The organism is Paraburkholderia sp. BR10937 (assembly GCF_040965695.1).
In the GTDB taxonomy this organism is placed as follows: domain Bacteria; phylum Pseudomonadota; class Gammaproteobacteria; order Burkholderiales; family Burkholderiaceae; genus Paraburkholderia.
In genome coordinates this window covers 1-21,708 of the sequence record NZ_JBFRCL010000004.1, presented here as the reverse complement: position 1 = coordinate 21,708, position 21,708 = coordinate 1, and the positions used below count along the sequence as shown (strand labels likewise).

At 64.1% G+C, this 21,708-nt stretch carries 27 protein-coding genes and 1 pseudogene; 16 read left to right on the top strand and 12 right to left on the bottom strand.

All coding sequences use genetic code 11. The annotated features are described in order from the left end of the window. The first annotated feature begins 16 nt into the window (after nucleotides 1-16). The 6 genes and pseudogenes from AB4Y44_RS04705 to AB4Y44_RS04680 all read left to right on the top strand — a co-directional run bounded on the left by AB4Y44_RS04705 (nucleotide 17) and on the right by AB4Y44_RS04680 (nucleotide 4,906). A complete protein-coding gene (locus AB4Y44_RS04705) occupies nucleotides 17-685 on the top strand; it encodes an amino acid ABC transporter permease (RefSeq protein ID WP_069263172.1) in 669 nt (222 codons plus the stop codon). After that, nucleotides 682-1,449, top strand: a complete 768-nt coding sequence (locus AB4Y44_RS04700) for an amino acid ABC transporter ATP-binding protein (protein ID WP_342919871.1) — start codon at nucleotides 682-684, stop codon at nucleotides 1,447-1,449. The genes AB4Y44_RS04705 and AB4Y44_RS04700 overlap by 4 nt, the downstream gene beginning before the upstream one ends. Next, nucleotides 1,446-1,610: pseudogene (locus AB4Y44_RS04695) on the top strand (HutD family protein); the annotation flags it as partial. The gene AB4Y44_RS04700 and the pseudogene AB4Y44_RS04695, both read left to right, overlap by 4 nt. 34 nt (nucleotides 1,611-1,644) lie before the next feature. Then, the gene (locus AB4Y44_RS04690; RefSeq protein WP_342919910.1) at nucleotides 1,645-3,036 is read left to right on the top strand and encodes a formimidoylglutamate deiminase; all 1,392 of its coding nucleotides are present in this window, start codon (nucleotides 1,645-1,647) and stop codon (nucleotides 3,034-3,036) included. A 27-nt stretch (nucleotides 3,037-3,063) separates the two neighbouring features. After that, nucleotides 3,064-3,873, top strand: a complete 810-nt coding sequence (gene hutG, locus AB4Y44_RS04685; RefSeq protein WP_368698839.1) for an N-formylglutamate deformylase — start codon at nucleotides 3,064-3,066, stop codon at nucleotides 3,871-3,873. A gap of 229 nt (nucleotides 3,874-4,102) precedes the next feature. Continuing rightward, entirely contained in the window at nucleotides 4,103-4,906 is an 804-nt protein-coding gene (locus AB4Y44_RS04680; protein ID WP_342919874.1) for a transporter substrate-binding domain-containing protein, read from the top strand. A 70-nt stretch (nucleotides 4,907-4,976) separates the two neighbouring features. Here AB4Y44_RS04680 and AB4Y44_RS04675 read toward each other — a convergent pair whose 3' ends face one another. From AB4Y44_RS04675 to AB4Y44_RS04665, 3 genes are read right to left on the bottom strand one after another with little or no spacing between them, the layout of a single operon-like run. Beyond that, nucleotides 4,977-6,299 carry a cytochrome c gene (locus AB4Y44_RS04675; protein WP_368698838.1) on the bottom strand — a complete coding sequence of 441 codons (1,323 nt, stop codon included), beginning with the start codon at nucleotides 6,297-6,299 and terminating at the stop codon, nucleotides 4,977-4,979. 11 nt (nucleotides 6,300-6,310) lie between these two features. Beyond that, entirely contained in the window at nucleotides 6,311-8,575 is a 2,265-nt protein-coding gene (locus AB4Y44_RS04670; RefSeq protein WP_368698837.1) for a molybdopterin cofactor-binding domain-containing protein, read from the bottom strand. 1 nt (nucleotide 8,576) lies between these two features. Beyond that, nucleotides 8,577-9,032, bottom strand: coding sequence for a (2Fe-2S)-binding protein (locus AB4Y44_RS04665; RefSeq protein ID WP_342919877.1), 456 nt, complete (start codon nucleotides 9,030-9,032; stop codon nucleotides 8,577-8,579). Between the two features lie 281 nt (nucleotides 9,033-9,313). On the opposite strand from AB4Y44_RS04665, the gene AB4Y44_RS04660 reads away from it, so the two are divergent. The 4 genes from AB4Y44_RS04660 (at nucleotide 9,314) to AB4Y44_RS04645 (ending at nucleotide 13,192) form a co-directional block, all read left to right on the top strand. Next, nucleotides 9,314-9,886 carry a TetR/AcrR family transcriptional regulator gene (locus AB4Y44_RS04660; RefSeq protein ID WP_368698836.1) on the top strand — a complete coding sequence of 191 codons (573 nt, stop codon included), beginning with the start codon at nucleotides 9,314-9,316 and terminating at the stop codon, nucleotides 9,884-9,886. A gap of 75 nt (nucleotides 9,887-9,961) precedes the next feature. Then, on the top strand, nucleotides 9,962-10,843 hold the full coding sequence (locus AB4Y44_RS04655) for an NAD(P)H-binding protein (RefSeq protein WP_342919879.1): 882 nt from the start codon (nucleotides 9,962-9,964) through the stop codon (nucleotides 10,841-10,843). A gap of 39 nt (nucleotides 10,844-10,882) precedes the next feature. Next, nucleotides 10,883-11,599, top strand: coding sequence for an SDR family oxidoreductase (locus AB4Y44_RS04650; protein WP_368698835.1), 717 nt, complete (start codon nucleotides 10,883-10,885; stop codon nucleotides 11,597-11,599). 372 nt (nucleotides 11,600-11,971) lie between these two features. Next, on the top strand, nucleotides 11,972-13,192 hold the full coding sequence (locus AB4Y44_RS04645) for a hypothetical protein (RefSeq protein ID WP_368698834.1): 1,221 nt from the start codon (nucleotides 11,972-11,974) through the stop codon (nucleotides 13,190-13,192). On the opposite strand, the gene AB4Y44_RS04640 is transcribed toward AB4Y44_RS04645, so the two are convergent. Continuing rightward, complete coding sequence (locus AB4Y44_RS04640) at nucleotides 13,156-13,365, bottom strand: helix-turn-helix domain-containing protein (RefSeq protein WP_368698833.1); 210 nt, start codon at nucleotides 13,363-13,365, stop codon at nucleotides 13,156-13,158. The genes AB4Y44_RS04645 and AB4Y44_RS04640 overlap by 37 nt on opposite strands. A gap of 1 nt (nucleotide 13,366) precedes the next feature. On the opposite strand from AB4Y44_RS04640, the gene AB4Y44_RS04635 reads away from it, so the two are divergent. Together AB4Y44_RS04635 and AB4Y44_RS04630 are read left to right on the top strand one after the other, a co-directional pair. Next, nucleotides 13,367-13,507 (top strand): hypothetical protein, encoded by a 141-nt coding sequence (locus tag AB4Y44_RS04635; protein WP_368698832.1) that lies wholly within the window; start codon nucleotides 13,367-13,369, stop codon nucleotides 13,505-13,507. Nucleotides 13,508-13,594: 87 nt separating this feature from the next. Beyond that, nucleotides 13,595-13,762 (top strand): hypothetical protein, encoded by a 168-nt coding sequence (locus AB4Y44_RS04630; protein WP_342919885.1) that lies wholly within the window; start codon nucleotides 13,595-13,597, stop codon nucleotides 13,760-13,762. A 12-nt stretch (nucleotides 13,763-13,774) separates the two neighbouring features. Here AB4Y44_RS04630 and AB4Y44_RS04625 read toward each other — a convergent pair whose 3' ends face one another. After that, complete coding sequence (locus AB4Y44_RS04625; protein ID WP_368698831.1) at nucleotides 13,775-14,272, bottom strand: SET domain-containing protein; 498 nt, start codon at nucleotides 14,270-14,272, stop codon at nucleotides 13,775-13,777. A gap of 259 nt (nucleotides 14,273-14,531) precedes the next feature. Between AB4Y44_RS04625 and AB4Y44_RS04620 the strand changes: the two genes are divergently transcribed. The 3 genes from AB4Y44_RS04620 (at nucleotide 14,532) to AB4Y44_RS04610 (ending at nucleotide 15,916) form a co-directional block, all read left to right on the top strand. Next, nucleotides 14,532-14,987 carry a MarR family winged helix-turn-helix transcriptional regulator gene (locus AB4Y44_RS04620; protein ID WP_028206875.1) on the top strand — a complete coding sequence of 152 codons (456 nt, stop codon included), beginning with the start codon at nucleotides 14,532-14,534 and terminating at the stop codon, nucleotides 14,985-14,987. 264 nt (nucleotides 14,988-15,251) lie between these two features. Next, nucleotides 15,252-15,443: a hypothetical protein gene (locus AB4Y44_RS04615; protein ID WP_342919888.1), complete on the top strand. Its 192-nt coding sequence runs from the start codon at nucleotides 15,252-15,254 to the stop codon at nucleotides 15,441-15,443. Nucleotides 15,444-15,592: 149 nt separating this feature from the next. Beyond that, nucleotides 15,593-15,916, top strand: coding sequence for a hypothetical protein (locus tag AB4Y44_RS04610; RefSeq protein WP_368698830.1), 324 nt, complete (start codon nucleotides 15,593-15,595; stop codon nucleotides 15,914-15,916). Here the strand turns inward: AB4Y44_RS04610 and AB4Y44_RS04605 are convergent. The 7 genes from AB4Y44_RS04605 to AB4Y44_RS04575 form a co-directional block, all read right to left on the bottom strand. Continuing rightward, nucleotides 15,911-16,324, bottom strand: coding sequence for a VOC family protein (locus AB4Y44_RS04605; RefSeq protein WP_342919890.1), 414 nt, complete (start codon nucleotides 16,322-16,324; stop codon nucleotides 15,911-15,913). The genes AB4Y44_RS04610 and AB4Y44_RS04605 overlap by 6 nt on opposite strands. A gap of 27 nt (nucleotides 16,325-16,351) precedes the next feature. Then, nucleotides 16,352-16,807: a helix-turn-helix domain-containing protein gene (locus tag AB4Y44_RS04600; protein ID WP_368698941.1), complete on the bottom strand. Its 456-nt coding sequence runs from the start codon at nucleotides 16,805-16,807 to the stop codon at nucleotides 16,352-16,354. 176 nt (nucleotides 16,808-16,983) lie between these two features. After that, nucleotides 16,984-17,349 carry a hypothetical protein gene (locus tag AB4Y44_RS04595; protein ID WP_324140691.1) on the bottom strand — a complete coding sequence of 122 codons (366 nt, stop codon included), beginning with the start codon at nucleotides 17,347-17,349 and terminating at the stop codon, nucleotides 16,984-16,986. Between the two features lie 266 nt (nucleotides 17,350-17,615). Then, entirely contained in the window at nucleotides 17,616-18,383 is a 768-nt protein-coding gene (locus tag AB4Y44_RS04590) for an ABC transporter ATP-binding protein (protein WP_368698829.1), read from the bottom strand. 34 nt (nucleotides 18,384-18,417) lie between these two features. Continuing rightward, the gene (locus tag AB4Y44_RS04585; RefSeq protein WP_342919892.1) at nucleotides 18,418-19,131 is read right to left on the bottom strand and encodes an ABC transporter permease; all 714 of its coding nucleotides are present in this window, start codon (nucleotides 19,129-19,131) and stop codon (nucleotides 18,418-18,420) included. Beyond that, nucleotides 19,128-19,817 carry an ABC transporter permease gene (locus tag AB4Y44_RS04580; protein ID WP_069263215.1) on the bottom strand — a complete coding sequence of 230 codons (690 nt, stop codon included), beginning with the start codon at nucleotides 19,815-19,817 and terminating at the stop codon, nucleotides 19,128-19,130. Before AB4Y44_RS04580 ends, AB4Y44_RS04585 begins: the two co-directional genes overlap by 4 nt. Before the next feature lie 64 nt (nucleotides 19,818-19,881). After that, nucleotides 19,882-20,640, bottom strand: coding sequence for an ABC transporter substrate-binding protein (locus AB4Y44_RS04575; protein ID WP_368698828.1), 759 nt, complete (start codon nucleotides 20,638-20,640; stop codon nucleotides 19,882-19,884). A gap of 266 nt (nucleotides 20,641-20,906) precedes the next feature. Here AB4Y44_RS04575 and AB4Y44_RS04570 point away from each other — a divergent pair. Continuing rightward, nucleotides 20,907-21,708: aromatic amino acid lyase (locus AB4Y44_RS04570; RefSeq protein WP_368698827.1), on the top strand; the 802-nt coding region annotated here is incomplete at its 3' end.

Genomic DNA, 21,708 nt, shown 5'->3' with positions numbered 1-21,708 from the left:
CCGGCGGATCTGATCCATGCAACTCGACTTCTCTCCGGCTATCGCCGGTTGGGCCGACATCGCACACGGCGCGCTGGTCACGGTGGAAGTAACCGCCGCGGCGCTCGTGCTCAGCTGCATGCTCGGCCTCCTGATCGGCATCGGCCGGCTCGCGCCGCAACGGCGGCTTGTCTACGGCTTCTGCACGGGCTACCTCGTATTCTTTCGCGGCACGCCGCTGCTCGTGCAGCTGTTCCTGCTGTTCTTCGGACTGCCGCAGTTCAACATCCTGCTGCCGGCGTTCGTCTGCGGCATGCTGGGACTCGGGCTCTATTCGGCGGCGTATGTCTCGGAGATCGTGCGCGGCGCGATCCAGTCCGTCGATCGCGGGCAGATGGAAGCCGCACGTTCGATCGGCATGTCGTCGGCGCAGGCCATGCGCGCGATCATCCTTCCGCAGGCCGTGGTGCGCATGATTCCGCCTCTCGGCAACGAATTCATCGCGCTCATCAAGAATTCCGCGCTGGTTTCGCTGCTGACGATCGACGACCTGATGCATGAAGGCCAGAAAATCATCAGCGTTTCGTATCGCTCGCTGGAGGTGTATCTCGTGATCGCGCTCGTTTATCTCGTGCTGACGCAGACGACCAACTATGCGCTGCATCGCGTCGAGCGCCGCTTGCGCGCGGGAGGGATGGTGCAATGAGCGCTCAACCGGATCCGATCGTCAGCATTCGCGGACTCAAGAAGTCGTTTGGTTCGCACCTCGTGCTCAACGGCATCGACTTCGACATTCAGCCGCAACAGGTGGTCGTAGTGATCGGCCCGAGCGGTTCGGGCAAGAGCACATTCCTGCGCTGCTGCAACGGGCTCGAGCAGGCCGAGGGCGGCACCATCGATATCTGCGGTCATCGCCTCGTGGAAAACGGCGCGATGCTCAATGACCGCGCGCTCAATGCGCTGCGTACCGAAGTCGGCATGGTGTTCCAGTCGTTCAACCTGTTCCCGCACCTCTCGGTGCTGCACAACATCACCGTTGGGCCGCGCATGTTGCGCGGGGCATCGAAGGCGCAAGCCGAGTCTGCCGCGCTTGCGCTGCTCGAGAAAGTCGGGCTCGCGCACAAGGCGCATGTGATGCCGGCGAGCCTTTCGGGCGGGCAGAAGCAGCGTGTCGCCATTGCGCGCGCGCTTGCGATGCAGCCGCGCGTGATGTTGTTCGACGAGCCGACTTCCGCGCTCGACCCGGAGCTGGTCGGCGAGGTGTTGCAGGTCATGAAGCTGCTGGCTTCCGAGGGCATGACGATGGTGGTCGTCACGCACGAGATGGGCTTCGCGAAGGAAGTAGCCGACGTCGTGGTGGTGATGGACGGCGGCGAGATCGTCGAGGCGGGACCGCCTTCGACGATCTTCACCGCACCGGCACAGCCGCGCACGCGCAGTTTCCTGCAAGCGGTGTTGTCGCGCGCATGAGCCAAGGCGCAAAAGTGACGTTGCTGCGCGGCGTCGATCTTGTGCCCGCGCCCTGGAAAAACGGCGGCGGCGTGACGCGCGAAATCGCGACGGGTTGCGCAGTGAGCGCGCTGCCCGATGGGTTCGCGTGGCGTGCGAGTCTCGCGAATGTCGCGCCAGCCTGATTTCATGAGCACCCTGATTCCTCCGCTTTCCATGACGAACGCGCTTTTCGCGGAACATGCGTATTTGCCCGGCGGTTGGCGCCGCAATGTGCTGCTCGAATGGGACGCTACGGGCACGTTGCGCCGCGTGACGCCCGATCTGGCGCAAGCGCCTCAAGGCGTCGCGTGTGCGCGGGGGCCGATTATGCCTGGCATGCCTAATCTCCATTCGCATGCGTTCCAGCGCGCGATGGCAGGCCTCACCGAATATCGCGCGAATCCGACCGACAGCTTCTGGAGCTGGCGCGACCTGATGTACCGCTTTGCGGCGCGCATCACGCCCGACGATCTTGCCGCGGTCGCAAGCTGGCTTTACGTGGAAATGCTCAAGGCAGGCTACACGTCCGTCTGCGAATTTCACTATGTGCACCACGCGCAGGACGGCCAGCGTTATGCGAGCCCCGCCGAGCTGGCGCAGCGTGTGGTGCACGCAGCGAGCGTGACAGGCATCGGCATGACGATGTTGCCCGTGCTCTACCAGTACAGTGGCTTCGGCGCGCAAGCGCCGCGCGACGATCAGCGGCGCTTCATCAACACGCCCGACCCGTTGCTCGGCATCGTCGATGCGCTGCGTGCGTGGCGGCCCGAGCACGGCGCGTTGCGCTACGGCGTCGCGCCGCATTCGCTGCGTGCGGTTTCGCATGACTCGTTGCGCGTGCTGCTGGAAGGTCTGGATCAAGTGCTTCCCGGTGCGCCCGTCCACATCCACATCGCCGAGCAGATGGCCGAAGTCGAGGCTTGCATGGCGACCGAGGGCGCGCGGCCCGTGCAATGGCTGCTCGACCGGTTCGACGTGAACACGCGCTGGTGCCTCGTGCATGCGACGCATATCGATGCGCGGGAGACCGCCGCGCTCGCACAAAGCGGCGCGATTGCGGGCCTGTGCCTCACGACCGAAGCGAATCTCGGCGATGGTATTTTCCCCGCGCGCGAGTATCTCGATGCGGGCGGCGCATTTGGCATTGGCTCGGATAGCCATATCGGCGTGGACTGGCGCGCCGAATTGCGCTTGCTCGAATACGGGCAGCGGCTCACGCGGCGCGAACGCAACGTGCTGGCGTCGCCCGAGACCGCGCAGGTGGCCGACCGTCTCTTCGACGCGGCGCTCGCGGGTGGCGCGCGCGCGACGGGGCGCGCGGTGGGGGCGCTGCAGGAGGGCGCTCGCGCGGACTGGCTCGTGCTCGACGCGCAGCATCCGAACCTCGCGCAGCAGACGCCGCAAAGCTGGCTATCCTCAGTGGTGTTCTGCGAGCACGGCGAGACGCCGGTACGCGACGTCTACGTGGGCGGCGAGCAAGTCGTCGCGCAGCGCCGCCACCGCGACGAAGCGCGCCTGTACGCCGGCTATCGCAAGGCGTTGAACCATCTCCTCGCCGGCGCTTGAGTGCGCGGCCAACCGAACGGAGCCCCCATGACCGACCTCTTTACGCTCGAACGCGGCACGGCGCCGCTGCTGATCTCGATTCCCCACCTCGGCACGCAGATTCCCGAGTCGCTGCGCGACGCTTATACCGACATCGCACTCACGGTCGCCGATACCGACTGGCATCTCGACCGGCTCTACGCGTTTGCGAAGACGCTGGGCGCGACGATACTCGGCGCGCGCGTGTCGCGCTATGTGATCGACCTGAACCGCCCGCCCAACGACGAAAGCCTGTATCCGGGGCAGACGACGACTTCGCTGTGCCCGACCGAAACGTTCCGTGGCGAGGCGCTGTATCGCGAGGGCCGCGCGCCTGATGCGCACGAGCAGCAACGCCGCGTCGCCGCATACTGGCAGCCGTATCACGACGCGCTGCGCGCCGAGCTGCAGCGCCTGAGCGCGCAGCACGCCAACGTGCTGCTGTGGGAAGCGCACTCGATTGCGAGCGTGCTGCCGCGGCTATTCGACGGCAAGCTGCCCGATCTGAACATCGGCACGCAGGACGGGCGCACGGCGGCGGCGCCGGTGCAGGCGGCGGTCGAGCGCGCGGCGGCCGCGAGCGACTTCACGTGGATCGCGAATGGCCGGTTCAAGGGCGGCTACAACACGCGTCATTACGGCGCACCGCAGGACGGCGTGCATGCCGTGCAACTCGAAATGTGCCAGTCGACGTATATGAGTGAGGCAGCGCCGTTCGACTACATGCCGTCGATCGCGCGGAAGGTCGAGCCGGTGGTGAGTGCGATGGTGGGCGGCGCGTTAGAGGTCGTGCAAGCGATGAACGCCTCCGCGGGCTGATCGCGCGGCGCGTAAATGCGCTATTAAGCGAATCCCTACATTTCGGAAAGCCGCGGATCTCGCAGGCGATTTGCCCCGTTCCGCGCGCCGCTCAGCGCGGGAAAGTACTCAGTTGTGCGGGCTACGATCGCGCTGCCGATCGTAGTATTCTCTAGCGACGCGGCCTCGGGGGGGCGCTGATGTGCCATCGCGAAGCGGTCGAGACATCCACATAAAGAGGAGAGTTTGAATGAAGTTGACGAAGCTCCTGTTCACAAGCGCGCTTGCCGTATCGGCACTGGGATTTACCGCCATTTCCGCCCATGCGGAAGATCTGCTGGATTCGGTCAAACAGGCCGGGGTGCTCAAGATCGGTCTGGAAGGCACCTATCCCCCGTTCGATTCCCGTGACAGCAAGGGCGACCTCGTCGGCTTCGACGTGGACGTCGCGAAGGCCGTGGCGGCAAAGCTTGGGGTCAAGCCCGAGTTCATTCCGACCGAGTGGAGCGGCATTATCGCGGCGCTGCAGGCCGGCAAGTTCGACGTGATCGTCAATCAGGTGACCATCACGCCGCAACGCCAGCAGGCGCTCGACTTCAGCCAGCCGTACACGTACTCGGCTGCGCAGCTGATCCAGCGCTCCGACGACAAACGCGAATTCAAGACGCTCGACGAATTCAAGGGCGACAAGAAGCTCGGCGTGACGCTCGGCACCAACTATGACCAGATGGCACGCGCTGTGCCCGGCATCAACGTGCAGACGTATCCCGGCGCGCCCGAGAAGCTGCGCGATCTGGCCGCGAAGCGCATCGACGCGACGATGGACGACCGCCTGATGCTGCCGTACATCATCAAGACGTCGAATCTGCCGCTGCGTCCGGGCGCTGTGTTGCCGGGTGCCGATCAGGAAATGGCCATTCCGTTCCGCAAGGGCAATCCGAAGTTCGAGAAGGCGATCAACGACGCGCTCACCTCGCTCAAGCAGGACGGCACGCTCAAGAAGATCTCCATGCAGTGGTTCGGCCAGGACGTGACGCAACCGCTCGCGCACTAACGCTAAACGCGTTTCGCACTACTCGCGCCGGCCGCATTCCCGGCCGGCGCGATCGCTTCAACACTCCTTCCTAGCGCGCCGCCTGTGTCTTCGTGCGCATCTTCGCGACCTCTGCCGCACCCACCGCACCTGCCTTGTTGTTCCAGCCCGCGCGAACGAACGTGAGCACATCGGCGATCTGCTTGTCGCTTAGGACATCTGCATAAGCGGGCATGGGGTACGGCGCGGGCATGCCCTGGATCACGAGATCGCCGGTGCCGTTGAGCGTGACGTTGATGAGCGACGACGCGTCCTTCTCCAGCACGTTCGGATTGCCCGCGAGCGGCGCGAACATCGGCGCGAAGCCGCGCCCGTCGGCGCCGTGGCAATGCATGCAATACGCCGTGTAGACGCGCGCGCCCGCATCGTTCGCCGGACGCGAGAGCGACACTTTCGTCGCCTGCGCGTCATAGGCGTAGGCCGCTGCGCCGTCGTCGCCCTTCGCCGGCAGCGACTTCAGGTAGACCGCGATCGCGTTGACGTCCGCATCGTTCATGGCCTGGGTGCTCTTGTTGACCACGTCGGTCATCGCGCCGAACGCCGAGGCGTGCTGGTTCGCACCTGTCTTCAGGAACTGCGCGAGGTCCGCTGCGCTCCAGCGCCCGAGGCCCGTGTTGTGCGCGCCGGTCAGGTTCGAGGCGAACCAGCCGTCGAGCAGGGCGCCCGTGAGCCAGGCGTCACCGCTTTCGTCGAGCGCCTTCTCGTTGAAACCGATGCCGCGCGGCGTGTGGCACGAGCCGCAATGGCCGAGGCCCTGCACGAGATACGCGCCGCGGTTCCATGCCACGTCCTTGCCCGCCTTGTCCTGGTACGCTCCCTTTTCGAGGAAGACGGCATTCCAGATCTTGAGCGGCCAGCGCATGTTCATCGGCCACTTGATGTCGGCGTCGCGGTTGCTCTGCTTGACGGGCTGCACGCCCTGCATGAAGTACGCGTAGAGCGCGGCGACGTCCTCGTCGCGCACCTTCGCATACGAGGGATAAGGCATCGCCGGATAGAGATTGTGGCCGTCCTTGGCGACGCCCTCGCGCATGGCGCGCGCGAAGTCCGCTTGCGTGTAGCCGCCGATTCCTGTGTCCGGGTCGGGCGTGATGTTGGTCGAGTAGATGCGGCCGAGCGGCGTGTTCATCGGCAGGCCGCCTGCAAACGGCTTGCCGTGCGGCGCCGTGTGGCACGCTGCGCAGTCACCCACGGCGGCGAGGTAGGCGCCGTGCTGGATCGTGGCGGAGTCCGCAGCGCTCGCCGCGAGGGCGGGGCGTGCAGTCACGCACGCGAATGCTGCTAGCGCGAGCGTGGCACCGGCAAAGCGGCGCAGGCCGCGGGCTCGTTGGGATGCGTCGATCGTTTTCGTCATGGTTCGCTCCCTCAAGCCGACTGCGCGGACGCGCCCGCGTTCACGAGCTGGCGGCCCACGGGCAAGTGCCGCAGACGTTTTCCGGTCGCCGCGTAGATCGCATTCGCTACTGCCGGTATGACCGCCGAGGTGCCGGGCTCGCCGATCCCGCCGGGCGCTTCGGCGCTCTTCACCAGATGCACTTCGATCACCGGCATCTGGTCGATGCGCATGATCCGGTAGTCGGTGAAGTTGGTTTGCGTGACACGTCCGCGCTCGATTGTGATTTCGCCCCACAGCGCGGCCGTGATGCCGAATACGATGCCGCCCTGGATTTGCGCCTCGATGGTCTCGGGATTCACGGCCATGCCGCAATCCACGGCGCACACCACGCGGTTCACGCGCACCTCGCCGTCGTCCACGGTCACGTCCGCGACCATGCTGAGGAAGCTGCCGAACGCGTGCATCACCGAAACGCCGCGTCCCTGGCCCTTCGGCATGGGTGGTCCCCAGTTCGCGGCGCGCGTGGCTACGTCGAGCACGTTGAGCGCGCGCGGCGACTTGCCGAGCAGGTTGCGGCGGTAGGTCACCGGATCGGTTTTCGCGGCCACGGCCAGTTCGTCGACGAAGCTCTCCACCACGAACGTGCCGCGCGTGGGCCCCACGCCGCGCCAGAACGCGGTGGGCACCGCGTGCGGTTCCTGGCGCACGTATTCGATCAACTGGTTCGGCAGGTCGTAGGGCAGGTCGGCGGCGACTTCGACGGCGTCGGGGTCGACGCCGTGCTGGAACGCGGGGGGCGCAAAGCGCGCCATGATCGAGGAGCCCGCGATGCGATGCTGCCAGGCCACGGGCTTGCCGTTCGCGTCGAGCCCCGCCGAAAGACGGTCGTAGTAATACGGCCGGTACATGTCGTGCTGGATATCTTCTTCGCGCGTATAGAAGACCTTGACCGGCACGCCGAGCGGTTTGGCGATCTTGACGGCCTGGGTAATGAAATCGGTTTCGAGTCGCCGCCCGAAGCCGCCGCCAAGCAGGTGATTGTGCAGCGTGACCTGCTCGGGCTTCAGACCCGTGACGGCTACGGCTGCGTCCACGGCGCGCGTGGGCACCTGGCTGCCCACCCAGATTTCGCAGCTATCGGGCTGCACGTGGACCGTGCAGTTGACCGGCTCCATCGTTGCGTGCGCAAGGAACGGCTGCTGATAGACGGCATCGATGCGCGTTTTTGCGGTGCCGAATCCCTGTTGCACGTCGCCGTCCTTGCGCGCGACGGCACCCTCGCGTTGCGAGGCGCTCGCGAGATCGGCGACGATCTGCTGCATCGACACGTTCGCGCCTGCGCCTTCGTTCCACTCGACGACGAGCGCCGCAGCGCCCCGTTTCGCGGCCCACGTGTGCGCGCCGATCACGGCCACGGCGTTGTCGATCTTCACGACCTGCGTGACGCCGGGCACCTGCTTCGCGTGCGTGTCGTCGACCTTCGCGAGCGTGCCGCCGAACACGGGGCAGTTCACGATGGCCGCGTAGACCATGCCGGGCAGGCGCACGTCGAGGCCGAAAAGCGCAGAGCCGTCCACTTTCTCGGGCGAGTCGAGGCGCTTTGTGGGCTTGCCGACCAGCGTGAAGTCTTTCGGGTCCTTGAGCGCCACCTTCTGCGGCACGGGCAGATGAGCGGCCGCATCGACGAGCTGTCCATAGGCGATGCGCCGGCCGCTCGCGTCGTGCAGCACCTCGCCTGCTTTGGCGTGGCAGGTGGCGGGATCGACTTGCCACTGCTGCGCCGCCGCCTGGATCAGAACGGTGCGCGCGGCGGCGCCCGCTTCGCGCATGGGCTGCCAGGCAAAGCGAATCGACGTCGAGCCGCCCGTGAGCTGGCCGCCGAGCAGCGGATCGGTGAAGAGCTTCGCATTGGGCGGCGCGTGATCGATCGTGACGCTATCGAGCGGCACTTCCAGTTCTTCCGCAATCAGCATCGGAATCGAGGTGTACACGCCTTGCCCCATCTCCACCTTCGGGACGATGAGCGTGACCTTGCCCGCGCGGTCGATCTGCACGAACGCGTTCGGCTCGAACACGCCGTCTTGTGGCGCTTCGTTGCCATCGCCGCCAACGACCGATTGGCGTGTCTGGCTGTCGCCCTGTGCGCCAGCCGAAAAGCTGATGCCGAGCAGCAGGCCGCCGCCCGCCGCCGCGCCGAGCTTGAGAAAAGTGCGGCGCGAGAGTGGGCCGCTTGCGGTGACATGAAGCTTGCGTTCTGGCGCGCCGTTTTGCGCATCGAGGAGACCCTGTGACATCTCAGGCCTCCTTCGCGGCTTGCTTGATGGCGGCGCGAATGCGCGCATAGGTACCACAGCGGCAGATGTTGCCCGCCATGGCGGCGTCGATATCCGCGTCGCTCGGGTTCGGATTCGCGGCGATGAGGGCTGTCGCCGACATCACCTGCCCCGATTGACAGTAGCCGCACTGCACGACGTCGATCTCGCGCCAGGCCTTTTGCACCTTCTGTCCGGCGGGGGTTGCGCCGATCGCCTCGATGGTGGTGATCCTGCGGCCCGCAACGGCCGCGACGGGCAGTACGCACGAGCGCGCGGCCATGCCGTCGAGATGCACAGTGCATGCGCCGCACTGCGCAATGCCGCAGCCGAACTTCGTGCCGGTGAGGCCGACGATGTCGCGCAGGACCCAGAGCAGCGGCATGTCGGGCGGCGCGTCGACCGTATGAGTTTCTCCGTTGATGGTTAGCGTCGTCATGGAGCGGCTCTCCGAGAGTGGGGATTTGTCGTTCTCGATCGTGCAATCGAAGCGTCCGCGCGCCGGCTGTTCAGCGTGGCTCGCCTAATGAGCCAGCCAAACCGCAGGCCCGTGGGCACGGCATTTCGACAACCGCACGAGTGTAGCGCCGCCGTTAAATACGTGCAGAAAACGGTCCGTGTGGTTGCCCCGCGACGCCCGAACACCCAAAACTCATCTTGACTTCCATTTAGATGATGACTACCATCTAAACAACACCGAATCACGGAGCGGGTCACATCATGAGGAAGTCGAAAGTCGAAGCGGCGCAGACGCGGGAGCGCATCGTGGAAGTCGCCGCTGAAGCATTCAGGGCAAATGGCATCCACGCAACGGGACTCGCCGACGTGATGGCCGCCGCCGGGCTTTCGCATGGCGGCTTTTACCGCCATTTCGAGTCGAAGGACCAGCTGGTTGCCGAGGCGTGCGAAGTGGGGCTGGCCGGCATCGTCGAAAACCTCGTCGCCGCTGCGGATGGGGCCACGGGCGAGGACGCGTTCCGGGCGGTCGTGGACGCGTACATGTCTACCGGTCACCGCGACGCGCGCGCGAACGGTTGCCCGCTTGCCGGCATGGGCAGCGAGCTGGCGCGCGCGGACGACGCGACGCGCGCGGCGGCGTCGCGCGGGTTCGACGCGCTCGTCGACATGCTGGCGGCGCGCATGGCGTCACCGGAGGAACAGGCGGACCGCTCGCAGGCCGTTTTCGCGCTCGCGGCCATGATCGGCGCGCTGACCATGGCGCGCATCATCCCCGATCCCGACGCTTCCGCGTCGCTGCTGGAAGACGTCAGGCAACACATCGAAACGATCTGAACGAAGACTGTCGCCAGAGACTGGCGATTTATTTCGGGTACATATGTGCATATGCACTTTAACGGAGAGCTCATCATGCAACAGCGTAAATTCCTGATTACCGGCGCCACGGGCAAAACCGGCGTGCACGTGGTCAATAATCTGCTCGAAGCCGGACACGCGGTTCGCGCGATGGTCCGTACGGAAGACGCACGCAGTGCCGCGCTGCGCGCCGCCGGAGCCGAAGTGGTGGTGGGCGATCTGCTCGATCACGACGACCTGATCCGCGCCACCTCGGGCGTGACGGGCGCTTACCTCTGCTATCCGGTTCGGCCCGGGTTCATTCAGGGCACCGCGTATTTCGCGGACGCCGCGCGCCGCGCCGGTCTCGAAGTCGTCGTGGAAATGTCGCAGATTTCCGCGCGCGAGAATGCGAAGAGCCACGCCGCGCGCGATCACTGGATCGCCGAGCGCGTGCTCGACTGGTCAGGGGTACCGACCATTCATGTTCGCCCGACCTTCTTTTCCGAATGGCTGATCTTCCCGTGGGTGCGCGACACCATCGTCCAGCAAGGACAGATCACGCTGCCTTACGGCGCGGGACGCCACGCGCCGATCGCCGCCGTTGACCAGGCCCGCTTCATCGCCACGGTGCTCGCGCAGCCGTCGGGCCATATTGGCAAGCGCTACGAGCTTTGCGGGCCGGTCGAACTCGACCACCAGGGCATTGCTGACGAGATCGGCAAGGTCATCGACCGGAAGATCGCTTATCGCCCCGGTACACTCGACGAATATCGCGCGCATTTGCAGAAGTACGACCTTCCCGGGTTTGCGATCCAGCACTTCATCGAAGTCGCCGTCGATTATCAGAACGGCGTGTTCAAGGGGACCGATAGCATCATCGAGCAAGTGACCGGCAAGGCGCCGCAGACGGTCGAGGCGTTCGTTCGCGAGCACCGCGAGCTCTTCCGGGTCTGATTCAAACGAACAACTTGCAAATTTCATTGGAGATCCAAAATGAAAATCAGGAATTCCGTCGTGTTTGTAACTGGCGCGAGCCGGGGCCCCGGTCTGGCCTTCGCACGCGAGGCCTTGGCCCGCGGGGCCGCGAAGGTCTACGCTGGGGTGCGCAACCCGGAAGGCTTTAACGAACCCGGCATCGTTCCGGTCAAGATCGACGTGACGGATCCGGCCTCCGTCACGGCGGCAGCTAAGATCGCCTCGGACGTGACACTGCTCGTGAACAACGCAGGGATTGCAGAAGTTCTCGCGTCCCCGCTTGCGGAAGAGGCAGAAGACCAGGCGCGGCACATCTTCGAAACGAACTTTTATGGCGTCATTCGCACGACGCGCGCGTTCGAGTCCGTGCTGCCGAGCGACGGCAACGGCGGCGTGATCAACGTGCTCTCCGATGTCTCGTGGCGAGCCGTGCCGTTCCTCGCGCCGTATTCCGCTTCGAAGGCGGCGGCATGGAGCTACACCAACAACATCCGCCTGCACTTCAGGGAGCGCAAGGTCGGCGTGGTCGGCGTGCATGTGGGCTTCGTGGATACCGATCTCACGAAGGATTTCGACGTGCCGAAAGTGAGTCCCGTCGATGTCGTTCGCCAGGCCTACGACGCGCTCGAAGCGGGCGAAAGCGAAGTGCTCGCGGATGCGGGCAGCCGTGAGCTGAAGCAATCGCTTTCGGCTGCGGTGCCGGGGTATATCGATCCTTCGGTGCTGAAGGCGTAGCGTGCCGTAGTCGGCGGCAACGTGCCGGTGCGCCGCGCGTGTGAAGACTGCGCGGCTCCGGCCCTCGATATCGGCCGGATGTGGGGGTGAAGTGCCGGAAGCGACAGGTTTCGAATCATCGCTTCGATCGATAAATGATTCGAACTGCGAATGTTTGAATTCGTGTAGCAGCACTCAGGATGAGCCGAACCTCCGATGCTTTCGCTATGTGGCATTGCCCACACAACCCGCATTTACGGTCTTGAGCGTCGTGTCAAAACCGCTGATTGTTGAAGAGAGGGCTCCCGCCACGCAAATGTCACGAACATGTTTCGCTGAGCAGCCGGCTGCGCAGTCTCTCGTCTCTGGAAGTGCAAGCACGCGGAGCCGCACATGTTCAACAGCACCGTACTCGAAGTCGGCATTGGCCTGGTGTTCTGCTATTTCGCGGTGAGCCTTGCCGTCAGCACCGTGACCGAGCTTTTTGCGTCGCTTTTGCAGTTGCGCGCGAAGTGTCTGCTATCCGGCGTCAAGCAGATCCTGAACGACCCGCAGTTCAACGGCATGGCGCGCGACCTCTACAACCACGCACTCGTGAGCCCGCGCGACTCCGGTGACGCGACGAATGCGAGCGACCTGAAGTACAAGCCCTCCTATATTCCGTCGAAGGACTTTGCCCTGGCGATGATCGATATCCTTCGGCGCGCCCCCGGTGCGGACCAGGACATCGGCCAGTCGATTGCCTCCATACAAAACCAGCAGTTGAGAGAGGTGTTGCAGGCGATGTACCGGCACGCCAACCAGGATGTCGGCCAGTTTTCCGACGCGCTCGGCAAGTGGTTCGACAACGGGATGGACAGGCTTTCCGGCACCTACAAGCGCTGGTCGCAGTTCATTTCATTTGGCGTGGCGCTAGTCATCGTGATTGCACTGAACATCGATACGGTTTTTCTGTTCAGGATTCTATGGATGCATCCCTCGCTCGCGGGTGCGCTGCACGGGAACGCGTCTGCCGATGCGGTTTCGCTGATGAACCAGTTGCCGATCGGCTGGCAAAGGGAGGGATGGCGCCTACGCAGACGGCGTGGCCTGGATGATCGTCGGCTGGCTGCTCACGGCGAGCGCAACGTTGTTCGGCGCGCCGTTCTGGTTCGACCTGCTGCAAAACGTGACGAACCTGCGCGGAACCGGGCCGTCCACCGACGATGCCGCACGCAAAGCGGCTTCGAACTGAGAGCCCACGGTTCAATCATCTCTCGGCAAAATCAGCTCCGCATCGAGCCCAACGGTACGCCCATCCACCACGCGATTGCGCAGCACGAGCGTGCCGACGATCGCCTCGCGCGTCGCCGCATTGGGCGCGCGCTCGATGAGGCGCACCGTATCGGCAAGACGGCTGCCAAAGAGCCGCGCCGGAATTTCGAGCGTGTGATTGTCGTGGGTTTCGAACCAGATCGAGCTGCTCAGCAACTGCCCCGCGAACATGCCCGCCGCGAGGATCACGACGAGCCGCCCGAAGAGCGTATCGGGCCAAAGCCGCCAGAGACGCAACTTCGCCGCGATTTGCGCGACCCGCCTCACGCTTCGTACCCGACGTCGGCCACGAGCACATAGCCCTCGTTGCGCACGGTGCGAATGAGCGTGGCCTCGCGCGCCGAGTCCTGGAGATGCTGGCGCAGCCGACTCACGCACACGCCGATGGCGCGGTCGAGCGGCGTCAGGCTCTTGCTGAACACCTGGTCGAGCAGAAACTCGCGCGAGAGCGGGCGGTTCGGATGGTCGAGCAAGGTGCGCAGCGTATGGACCCGCACGCAACTGGGCGGCCTCGACACGGTCAACGGCGCGAACGGCCTCGGCCTCGTGCAGAACGGGCAGGGCGCGAGCTTCAGCAACTACGAGGTGAACGCGAGCTACATGTCCACGCCGTAATTCAGCCTGAACGGCGCGTACACCTACACGCAGGGTGCGCTTTCGAGTTCAGGCGGCGAGCATCACCCGCGCTGGCACGAGGTGTCCGTGCAGGCCGACTATTTCCTCTCGAAGCGCACCGACGTCTATGCGCAGGCGAGCTACCAGCACATCAGCGCGGATGGATCGGGTCTGGGTGCGGATATCAGCGGGCAGTCGCCGTCGTCGACGAATCAGCAGACGGTTGTCGCGATCGGCATGCGGCACCGGTTCTAAGCAACGTGCAGCCTAAAACAGGCTGACGATGCTGCTCAAGCCGGTGTCAGCGCCAACACCGGCGCTGACACCAACGCCAACACCGGCGCCGGCGAGCATCGTCCCGCGGCACGCCGGCGCGCCGCAGCGGCAGATGTATTCGCGCACGCTGTCTTCGCAGGCGTCGTCGGGCAATTCGAGCGCGTAGTCGATGAACAGCTCTTCACCCGGCAGGATGTCGCGGCACGCGTCGATGAATACGTGGCCGTTGATTTCGATGGTTTCGCAGTTCGCCTGGCACGCGTGATTGAGCCAGCGCGCCCAGTTGCCGCCCTGGCCGCCGTCGATCACACGGCCATCGGAAAGACCGAAGAGAAACGTATGCGCGCCGTCTTCACGCAGACGATAACGCCGGGCCGCGCTGCGCCAACTCATGATCTTGCCTTTGTATTCGAAGATGCGCTCGCCGGCCCGCAGGGGACGCAACGCATAGACGCCTTTTCCGTGCACCGGCGACTGCCGGACAGTCATTCGTTTGCTCATGGCCATCTTCGCGCGTTGAACGCGTGCAGTATAAGCGGCCACGATGAATGCGAGTGATGAAAATGGATATGGCCATCGACGCTGCGTATCGCGCCTTCGCACACTGCGTGCACCATATTGAAGCGGACGGCGCCCGACTCACGGCTTCTGACTTGTGTGCGCTCCACAGTTGACCTCGCGGGCAGGATCAGGGCAACATACCCGGGTTTCTTTCGCGGGTTTCCGGATCCAATTCTCGAGTGGGCATATGGCAAGCACGAATGAGCCAGGCGCGGACGCCTCGCTGACCTATCGGCTGAAAGCACTGACCAAGATCGCCGACCGCATGAGCAGCGAGATGTCGCGCGACAAGCTGGGTGTGCCGTATCCGGAGGCGAGCATCATCGCCGCGATCGGCACGTTCGGTCCGCAAACCGTGATGGATATCTCGCGGCGCGCCAACCTCGACAAGAGCCAGGCGAGCCGCACGGTCGAGGCCATGCTCTCGAAGGAGATCCTCGCGCGCACGGGCAACGACAAGGACGGGCGCAGCGTCATCATTTCGCTCACCGCCGAAGGCCGCAAGATTTTCAAGAAGATCGGCCCGACCCTGGACAAGCGCGAAAGCGACCTTTACCACGGGCTGAACGAGGCCGAGCGCGTCGCGCTGCGCTTCCTGCTCGACAAGATCCTCGCGTCACACGGCTGGGACGCCACGCCTTGACCGCCTCCTGATCCGTACATGATTTTCCGGCACGCGATCGGTCATTGAATTGTCATCAAATTGCCACCATGAAGCGCAGTGCCGCTTCGTGGTTGGCCAGGCGTTAACACGCAGTGGCGCCCAAGCATCAAAGAATGGCATTTGAAGCGAAAAGCGCTTCAATGGATTGCCGTATCGTCCGCTCACATCGAACAACATGCTGGTTGCGCCATGCAAACCGTCGGCCGCCGCATGCGGATCTAATTTCTTTGGAGCAGGACGGACATGAAAGACATCATCGCGGAAAGCCAGGGGACAAGCGCCGAGGATTGCGCAACACATGCCGTGCCACGCAGCGACGCGGATCGCGCGAGCCGCGGCGCCGCTGCGCGTTCGCCTTCGAACTGGGCGTGGGCGACGCCGACCAGCCAGTACGACTGGATGGACGGCCACGCGCCGTTCGCTGCGCTCGATTAACAATAATGTCAATGATCTAAAGAAGGATGCGCTCTATTAAGCACCCGTACGCGACAGGATGTCGCCTGTGAGCGGGTTATTTCGGCACTATAGTTGACTTGTCATGTAACTGAGAGTGAGCGGCAGGTAACGCCGAAATGGAGGCAAGGATGTTCAGGAACATTAGCGAAACGTATCTGGACCTGATGGGCGATCGCACGCGCGTGGAAACCTCGCGAGTCACGCAGACGCTATTCATGAAGGACAGGCTCGGCAGCCAGCTTCTGGTGATCACCCAGCAGGGCAAGCCGCAGGCCGTGTTCCCGGCGACGGATCGCATTATCGAGGTGATCTTGTGTGCGGGCCTGCGCATACACGAATACGTGATGCTCGACGGCCAGATCGACTATCAGGAACTCGCCGAAAGCCGGGACCATTTCGAAGACGCGGCCGAAGGCATTGCCTTCGAAGCCGCGCACGCCTGGCCGCTATGACGGCTTCGGCGCCTGGATCATCTTCCAGCCGTTGCCGGCAGGATCGCGAAAGCCCGCGTCGACGCTGCCGTAGCGGTCGACCGGCTCCTGGGTGATTTCCACGCCCAGACCCTTCAGGCGCTCGTAGCTCGCGCGGCAGTCCGCCACGGCGAGCACGAGGGGCGGCATCGCGCCCTTGGCGACCATGGCGCGCAGCGTTTGCGCAGTGGCCTCATCGTGAACGGGCGGCCCGGGCAGGAACAGCCCGAGCTGGAACGATGGCTGCTCCGGGTGCTGGACCGTGAGCCAGCGGTATGCACCATTGCGCACGTCCGTATGCACACGGAATCCGAGTTTGTCGACGTAGAACTTGAGTGCCTCGTCCTGGTCGTCGACGTACAGGCCCACCACATTGATACCCTGATTCATAACACCTCCCTGGTTAGTGACCGCACTTCAGGGCCGCACTTTAGCCTTGCCCGCCCACCGCCGCTTCTCCAAAACTGCTGTGGTGAGGTCGGGGCGCTGCGCGGCTTTCAGCACGCAGGCGGGCACCCGGTCGATCTCGGGCAGATTGGCCCGCGCCTGAACGCGCATGGCGCTGGGGCTCGAGCCGGTCACGTCGCGAAACGTGCGGCCAAAGGTGCCGAGACTCTCCCAGCCGGTGGCGAAAGCGATATCTGTGATGTCGAGATCGGTGTCGCGCAGCAGGGTGGTGGCCTGCTCGATGCGCCGTGTGAGCAGGTAGCGATGCGGCGGGAGCCCGAAGGCGCGCTTGAAGGAGCGCGCGAAATGCGCTTCGGATACGCCGCTGACTTCGGCCAGGCGCTTGACGGGCCAGGCCTCGTGAGAGGCGGCGTCCATGCGGTCTTTCGCGCGCAACAGACGGCGCAGCAGGGCCGGGTCCAGCAGGGGTTCGGCGTGGGGCGGTTCAGGATGCGCATCGGTGAGCGTGGGCGCATCGGCGTGGAGGGCTGCGCTGGCTGGCATGCATTCGTCTGGAGTGGGCGGCATGCCCGTAGTGTAGGCCCAACGGCGCTCGATGGCCGACGATTGGCTTTCGATTGGTTGGGCCTGCCAGGCGTCGCTCACTGCGATTCGACGAACTGGATGATCTCGCCGTTGTCGCGCTTGAGGTACAGGTCGGCGCCTTTCATGCGCACTTCGTTGCACGAATACGGCATCTTGCTGCCTTTGCTGCAGATCTTGCCGTCCTCGGCTTTCCAGTCGCCGTGATCGGCAAAGCCCTTGCTCGACTTGAAGTCGTAGTCGCCGTTATTGCCGTACTGCACATGCCACGTGCTGCCGTCGGCGATCTTGATGTCGAACGCCTTGCCCGAGAGGCGTTGCTGGAGGTCGGCCGCGCTGGGGCTCGCGGAGCCGTCCGGGAATGCCGCTGCGTCGGCAAAAGCCGTAGCGGGAACGATGAGCAGGAGGGCAAGCAGCTTTTTCATGGGGGTCTCCTGAAAAGCCGGATTACTGCCTTGCTTCGACACGATGGAGCGGCGCGCTCGTCCGGCGGATAGCCCGACGCGAGGCGTGGAGGCGGGCGTTGGACGTCGCTCCCGTTGACGTTTTCACTATAGCGCTGGGCGCTTGCGCCAATGTGGCCTGGCGCACACAAGGCGTGTAACCGGGGGACGCACTTCGATGCCCGCGCATCGTTGCGCATGCCCCCGAGGTGCGCTGGCGGGCCGTGAAACGACTGCCCGCCACGACCTCACTTCAACCGTCCCGCGAGGAACTGCTGCAGCCGCTCGCTGCGCGGCGCGTTGAGCACTTCCTTGGGGTCGCCTTGCTCTTCGATCTTCCCTTTGTGCAGAAACACGACGTGATTCGACACGTTGCGCGCGAAGCCCATTTCGTGCGTGACGACGATCATGGTGCGGCCTTCCTCCGCGAGCTTCTGCATGACCTTGAGCACTTCGCCGACGAGTTCGGGGTCGAGCGCGGAAGTGGGCTCGTCGAACAGCATCACTTCGGGCTCCATGGCCAGCGCGCGGGCGATCGCCACGCGTTGCTGCTGGCCGCCGGAAAGATGCGAGGGGTACTTGTGCTCGACGCCTGCAGCCAGCCCCACCTTGTCGAGGTACTTGCGCGCGCGGGCCTCGGCCTCGCTGCGGGAGAGGCCAAGCACGCTGACCGGCGCCTCGATGGTGTTCTCGAGCACGGTCATGTGCGCCCAGAGATTGAAGTGCTGAAAGACCATCGAAAGGCGCGTGCGCATTTTCTGGAGTTGCTTCGGATCGCTCACGCGCAGCGCGCCGCCACGGTCGGCACTCGTGCGGATCTCCTCGCCGTTGAGCGTGATACGTCCCGAGCAGGGCGATTCGAGAAAGTTAATGCAACGCAGGAACGTGCTCTTTCCCGAACCGCTCGATCCGATCAGGCTGATCACGTCGCCAGCCTTTGCCTTGAGCGATACGCCCTTCAAAACCTCGTTCTCGCCGAACTTCTTGTGCAGGTCGTCGACAATCAGCTTGTACATACTCGGTTCACTCCATCAAAACTGCGTGAAATTCTTAGTGGCCTTGCGGCTTCAGATAAGCCAGCACACGTGTTTCGAGGCGGCGGAAACCCCAGATCAGGGCGAAGACGATGGACGCATAGAGCGCCGCCGCGATGCCGTACGCCTGGAACGTCATATAGGTGGCGGAATTCGCATCGCGCGCCACTTTCAGGATGTCGGGCACGGTGGCGGTGAACGCCAGCGTCGTGGCGTGCAGCATGAGGATCACTTCGTTGCTGTACGAGGGCAGCGCGCGCCGCAATGCGGAAGGCAGGATGATGCGCGTGTAGATCCTGGTCTTCGACATGCCGTACGCCTGGGCCGCTTCGATCTCGCCATACGCGGTCTCGCGAATCGCGCCCGCGAAAATCTCGGTGGCGTAAGCGCACTCGTTCAAGGCAAACGCCAGCAGCGTGCAATTCATGGCACTGCGAAAGAAGTCGCCAAGAACCGGATTCGCCTGCACGAAGTGCAGGCTGTAGAGGCCGGTGTAGAAGAGCAGTAGCTGCACATAGAGCGGCGTGCCGCGGAACACGTACGTATAGACCCAAACCGGCCGCGAAAGCCACCGGTTGCGCGACGCGCGTGCAATGGCGAGCGGCACGGCAAGCAGGAAGCCCGCCACGATCGACACGACCAGCAGCCAGAGCGTGATGGCGAGGCCGCTCGTGTTGAAGCCGTCGCTGAACAGATAGTTGGGCCAGTATTGACGAAGCAGTTCGATCACAGCGCTGCCCTCCGCACACCGGTCGAATAGCGCTTTTCGAGGCGGTGCAATGCCAGGTTGGAAACCGTCGTGATGGCGAGATAGATCGCGCCGGTCACGAGGGTGAAAAAGAAGAACGCCTGGGTGGCCTTACCCGCGTCCTGAGCGGCTTTCACCACATCGGCGAGACCGATGATCGACACGAGCGCCGTGGCCTTCACGAGCACCTGCCAGTTATTGCCGATGCCCGGCAGCGCGAAACGCATCATCTGCGGGAACAGGATGCGCGTGAACACGCGCGTGGAACTCATGCCGTATGCGAAACCGGCTTCGATCTGCCCGCGCGGCACGGCGAGAAATGCGCCGCGGAAGGTCTCCGTGAAATACGCGCCGTAAATGAAGCCGAGCGTGATGACGCCGGCCACGAACGGGTCGATGTCGATCTGGTCCATGCCCATCATGTCGGTCACGTCGTTGAGCCAGATCTGGATGCTGTAGAACAGCAGCAGCATGAGCACGAGATCGGGCACCGCGCGAATGAGCGTGGTGTACGCCGTGCCGATGCGCGCAAGCATGCGGTTGGGCGAGAGCTTCGCGGCAGCGCCCGCAAGCCCGAGCAGAAACGCGGCGCCGAGCGAAAGCACCGCGAGCTTGATGGTTTCCCACGTGCCCGCAAGGAGCAGCGGGCCGAAGCCTTGAAAGACCATGGAAGGTGTCCTCGTTCAGGGGAGCGGCGCTCCCCCTGGTTGTTGCAGATGAAGACGGCGGTGCTTAACCGCCGTACACGTCGAAGTCGAAATACTTCGACTCGATCTTCTTGTACGTGCCGTCCTTGATCATGTCGGCGATCGTCTTGTCGATCTTCGCCTTGAGGTCGGCATCGTCCTTGCGCAGGCCGATGGCGGCGGCGCCCGTGGGAATTTCCGCGCCCGCGAACGCAAAGCCCGCGCCGCGCGGCGTCTTCAGGAAGCCGAGATTGGCCTGCACTTCGTCTTGCAGCGCGGCGTCGAGGCGCCCCGACTGCAGATCCAGATAGACCTGGTCCTGGTTCTGGTAGGGAATCACGTTGATGCCCTTGGGCGCCCAGTTCTGCTTCGCGTAGGTTTCCTGAATCGAGCCTTGCTCGACGCCCACCGTCTTGCCCTGCAGCGAAGCGATGGTCGGTTGCAGCGGCGAACCCTGCTTCGCGACGAGGCGCGTCGGCGTGTTGAACAGCTTGGCCGAGAAAGCGATCTGCTGCTCGCGCTGCGGGGTGATGGTGAGTGCGGAGAGGGCGCCGTCGAACTTCCTGGCCTTGAGGCCCGGGATCATGCCGTCGAAATCCTGCTCGACCCACACGCATTTGGCGTTCAGGCGCCGGCAGATTTCGTTGCCGAGATCGATGTCGAAACCGACCAGCTTGCCATCGGTCGCCTTCGACTCGAACGGAGCGTAGCTCGCGTCGGTGCCGAAGCGGATCGTGGACCAGTCTTTCGCATACGCGCCACCGGCGGCTAGGGCGAGGGCGACACACAAGGCAAGTTTCTTCATGAAGTCTCCGATAGGAATGGTTGGCGTGTGCCCGGTCATGGACTGGAGCTTCGGCACGGCAAGTTGTCTATACAATTATCGATGTGTCGAAAAGGCCGGCAATCGGTGTTATCACCTGGGGATTTCACTGTGCCGCAATCGAAAGACGGCGTAATTCAGGCGTCAGGAAGCGGGAATGCGGGTATACGTGGAGCAGATTGAACTTGTATAGACAAGCTCGCTTCGGTAATCTGATTCCACCTTGTCCAGACAACTTTGACACCGCAATGAACATCAAACTCACTCCCGGCCATCTGACCCTGCCCCAACTGCGCCAGATCGCGCGTGCCGATGAAAACGGCGGCGTGAAGCTCGAACTCGATCCGGCCAGCTTCGCCGCCATCGACGCGGGCGCACGCGCCGTTGCCGAGATCACGGCGAAGGGCGAGCCCGCCTACGGCATCAATACGGGCTTCGGGCGTCTGGCGAGCACGCACATTCCGCGTGAGCAGCTCGAACTCCTGCAGCGCAACCTGGTGCTCTCGCACGCCGTGGGCGTGGGCGAGCCGATGTCGCGTCCCGTCGTGCGCCTCCTGATGGCGCTGAAGCTGTCGAGCCTCGGCCGCGGCCATTCGGGCATCCGCCGCGAAGTGATGGACGCGCTCATCACGCTGTTCAATGCCGACATGCTGCCGGTGATTCCGGTGAAGGGTTCCGTGGGCGCTTCGGGTGACCTCGCGCCGCTCGCGCATATGTCCTGCGTACTGCTGGGTGTGGGCGACGTGTTCGCGAAGGGCGAGCGCATGAGCGCGCTGGAGGGCTTGCGTCTCGTCGGCCTCAAGCCGCTCGCGCTGCAGGCCAAGGAAGGTCTCGCGCTGCTCAACGGCACGCAGGCTTCCACGGCGCTCGCGATCTACAACATGTTTGCAATCGAAGACCTGTACCGCACGGCACTCGTTGCCGGCGCGCTCTGCGTGGATGCGGCGGCAGGTTCGGTGAAGCCGTTCGACGCGCGCATTCACGAACTGCGCGGTCATCGCGGCCAGATCGATGCGGCCGCGGCCTATCGCACGCTGCTCGAAGGCTCGG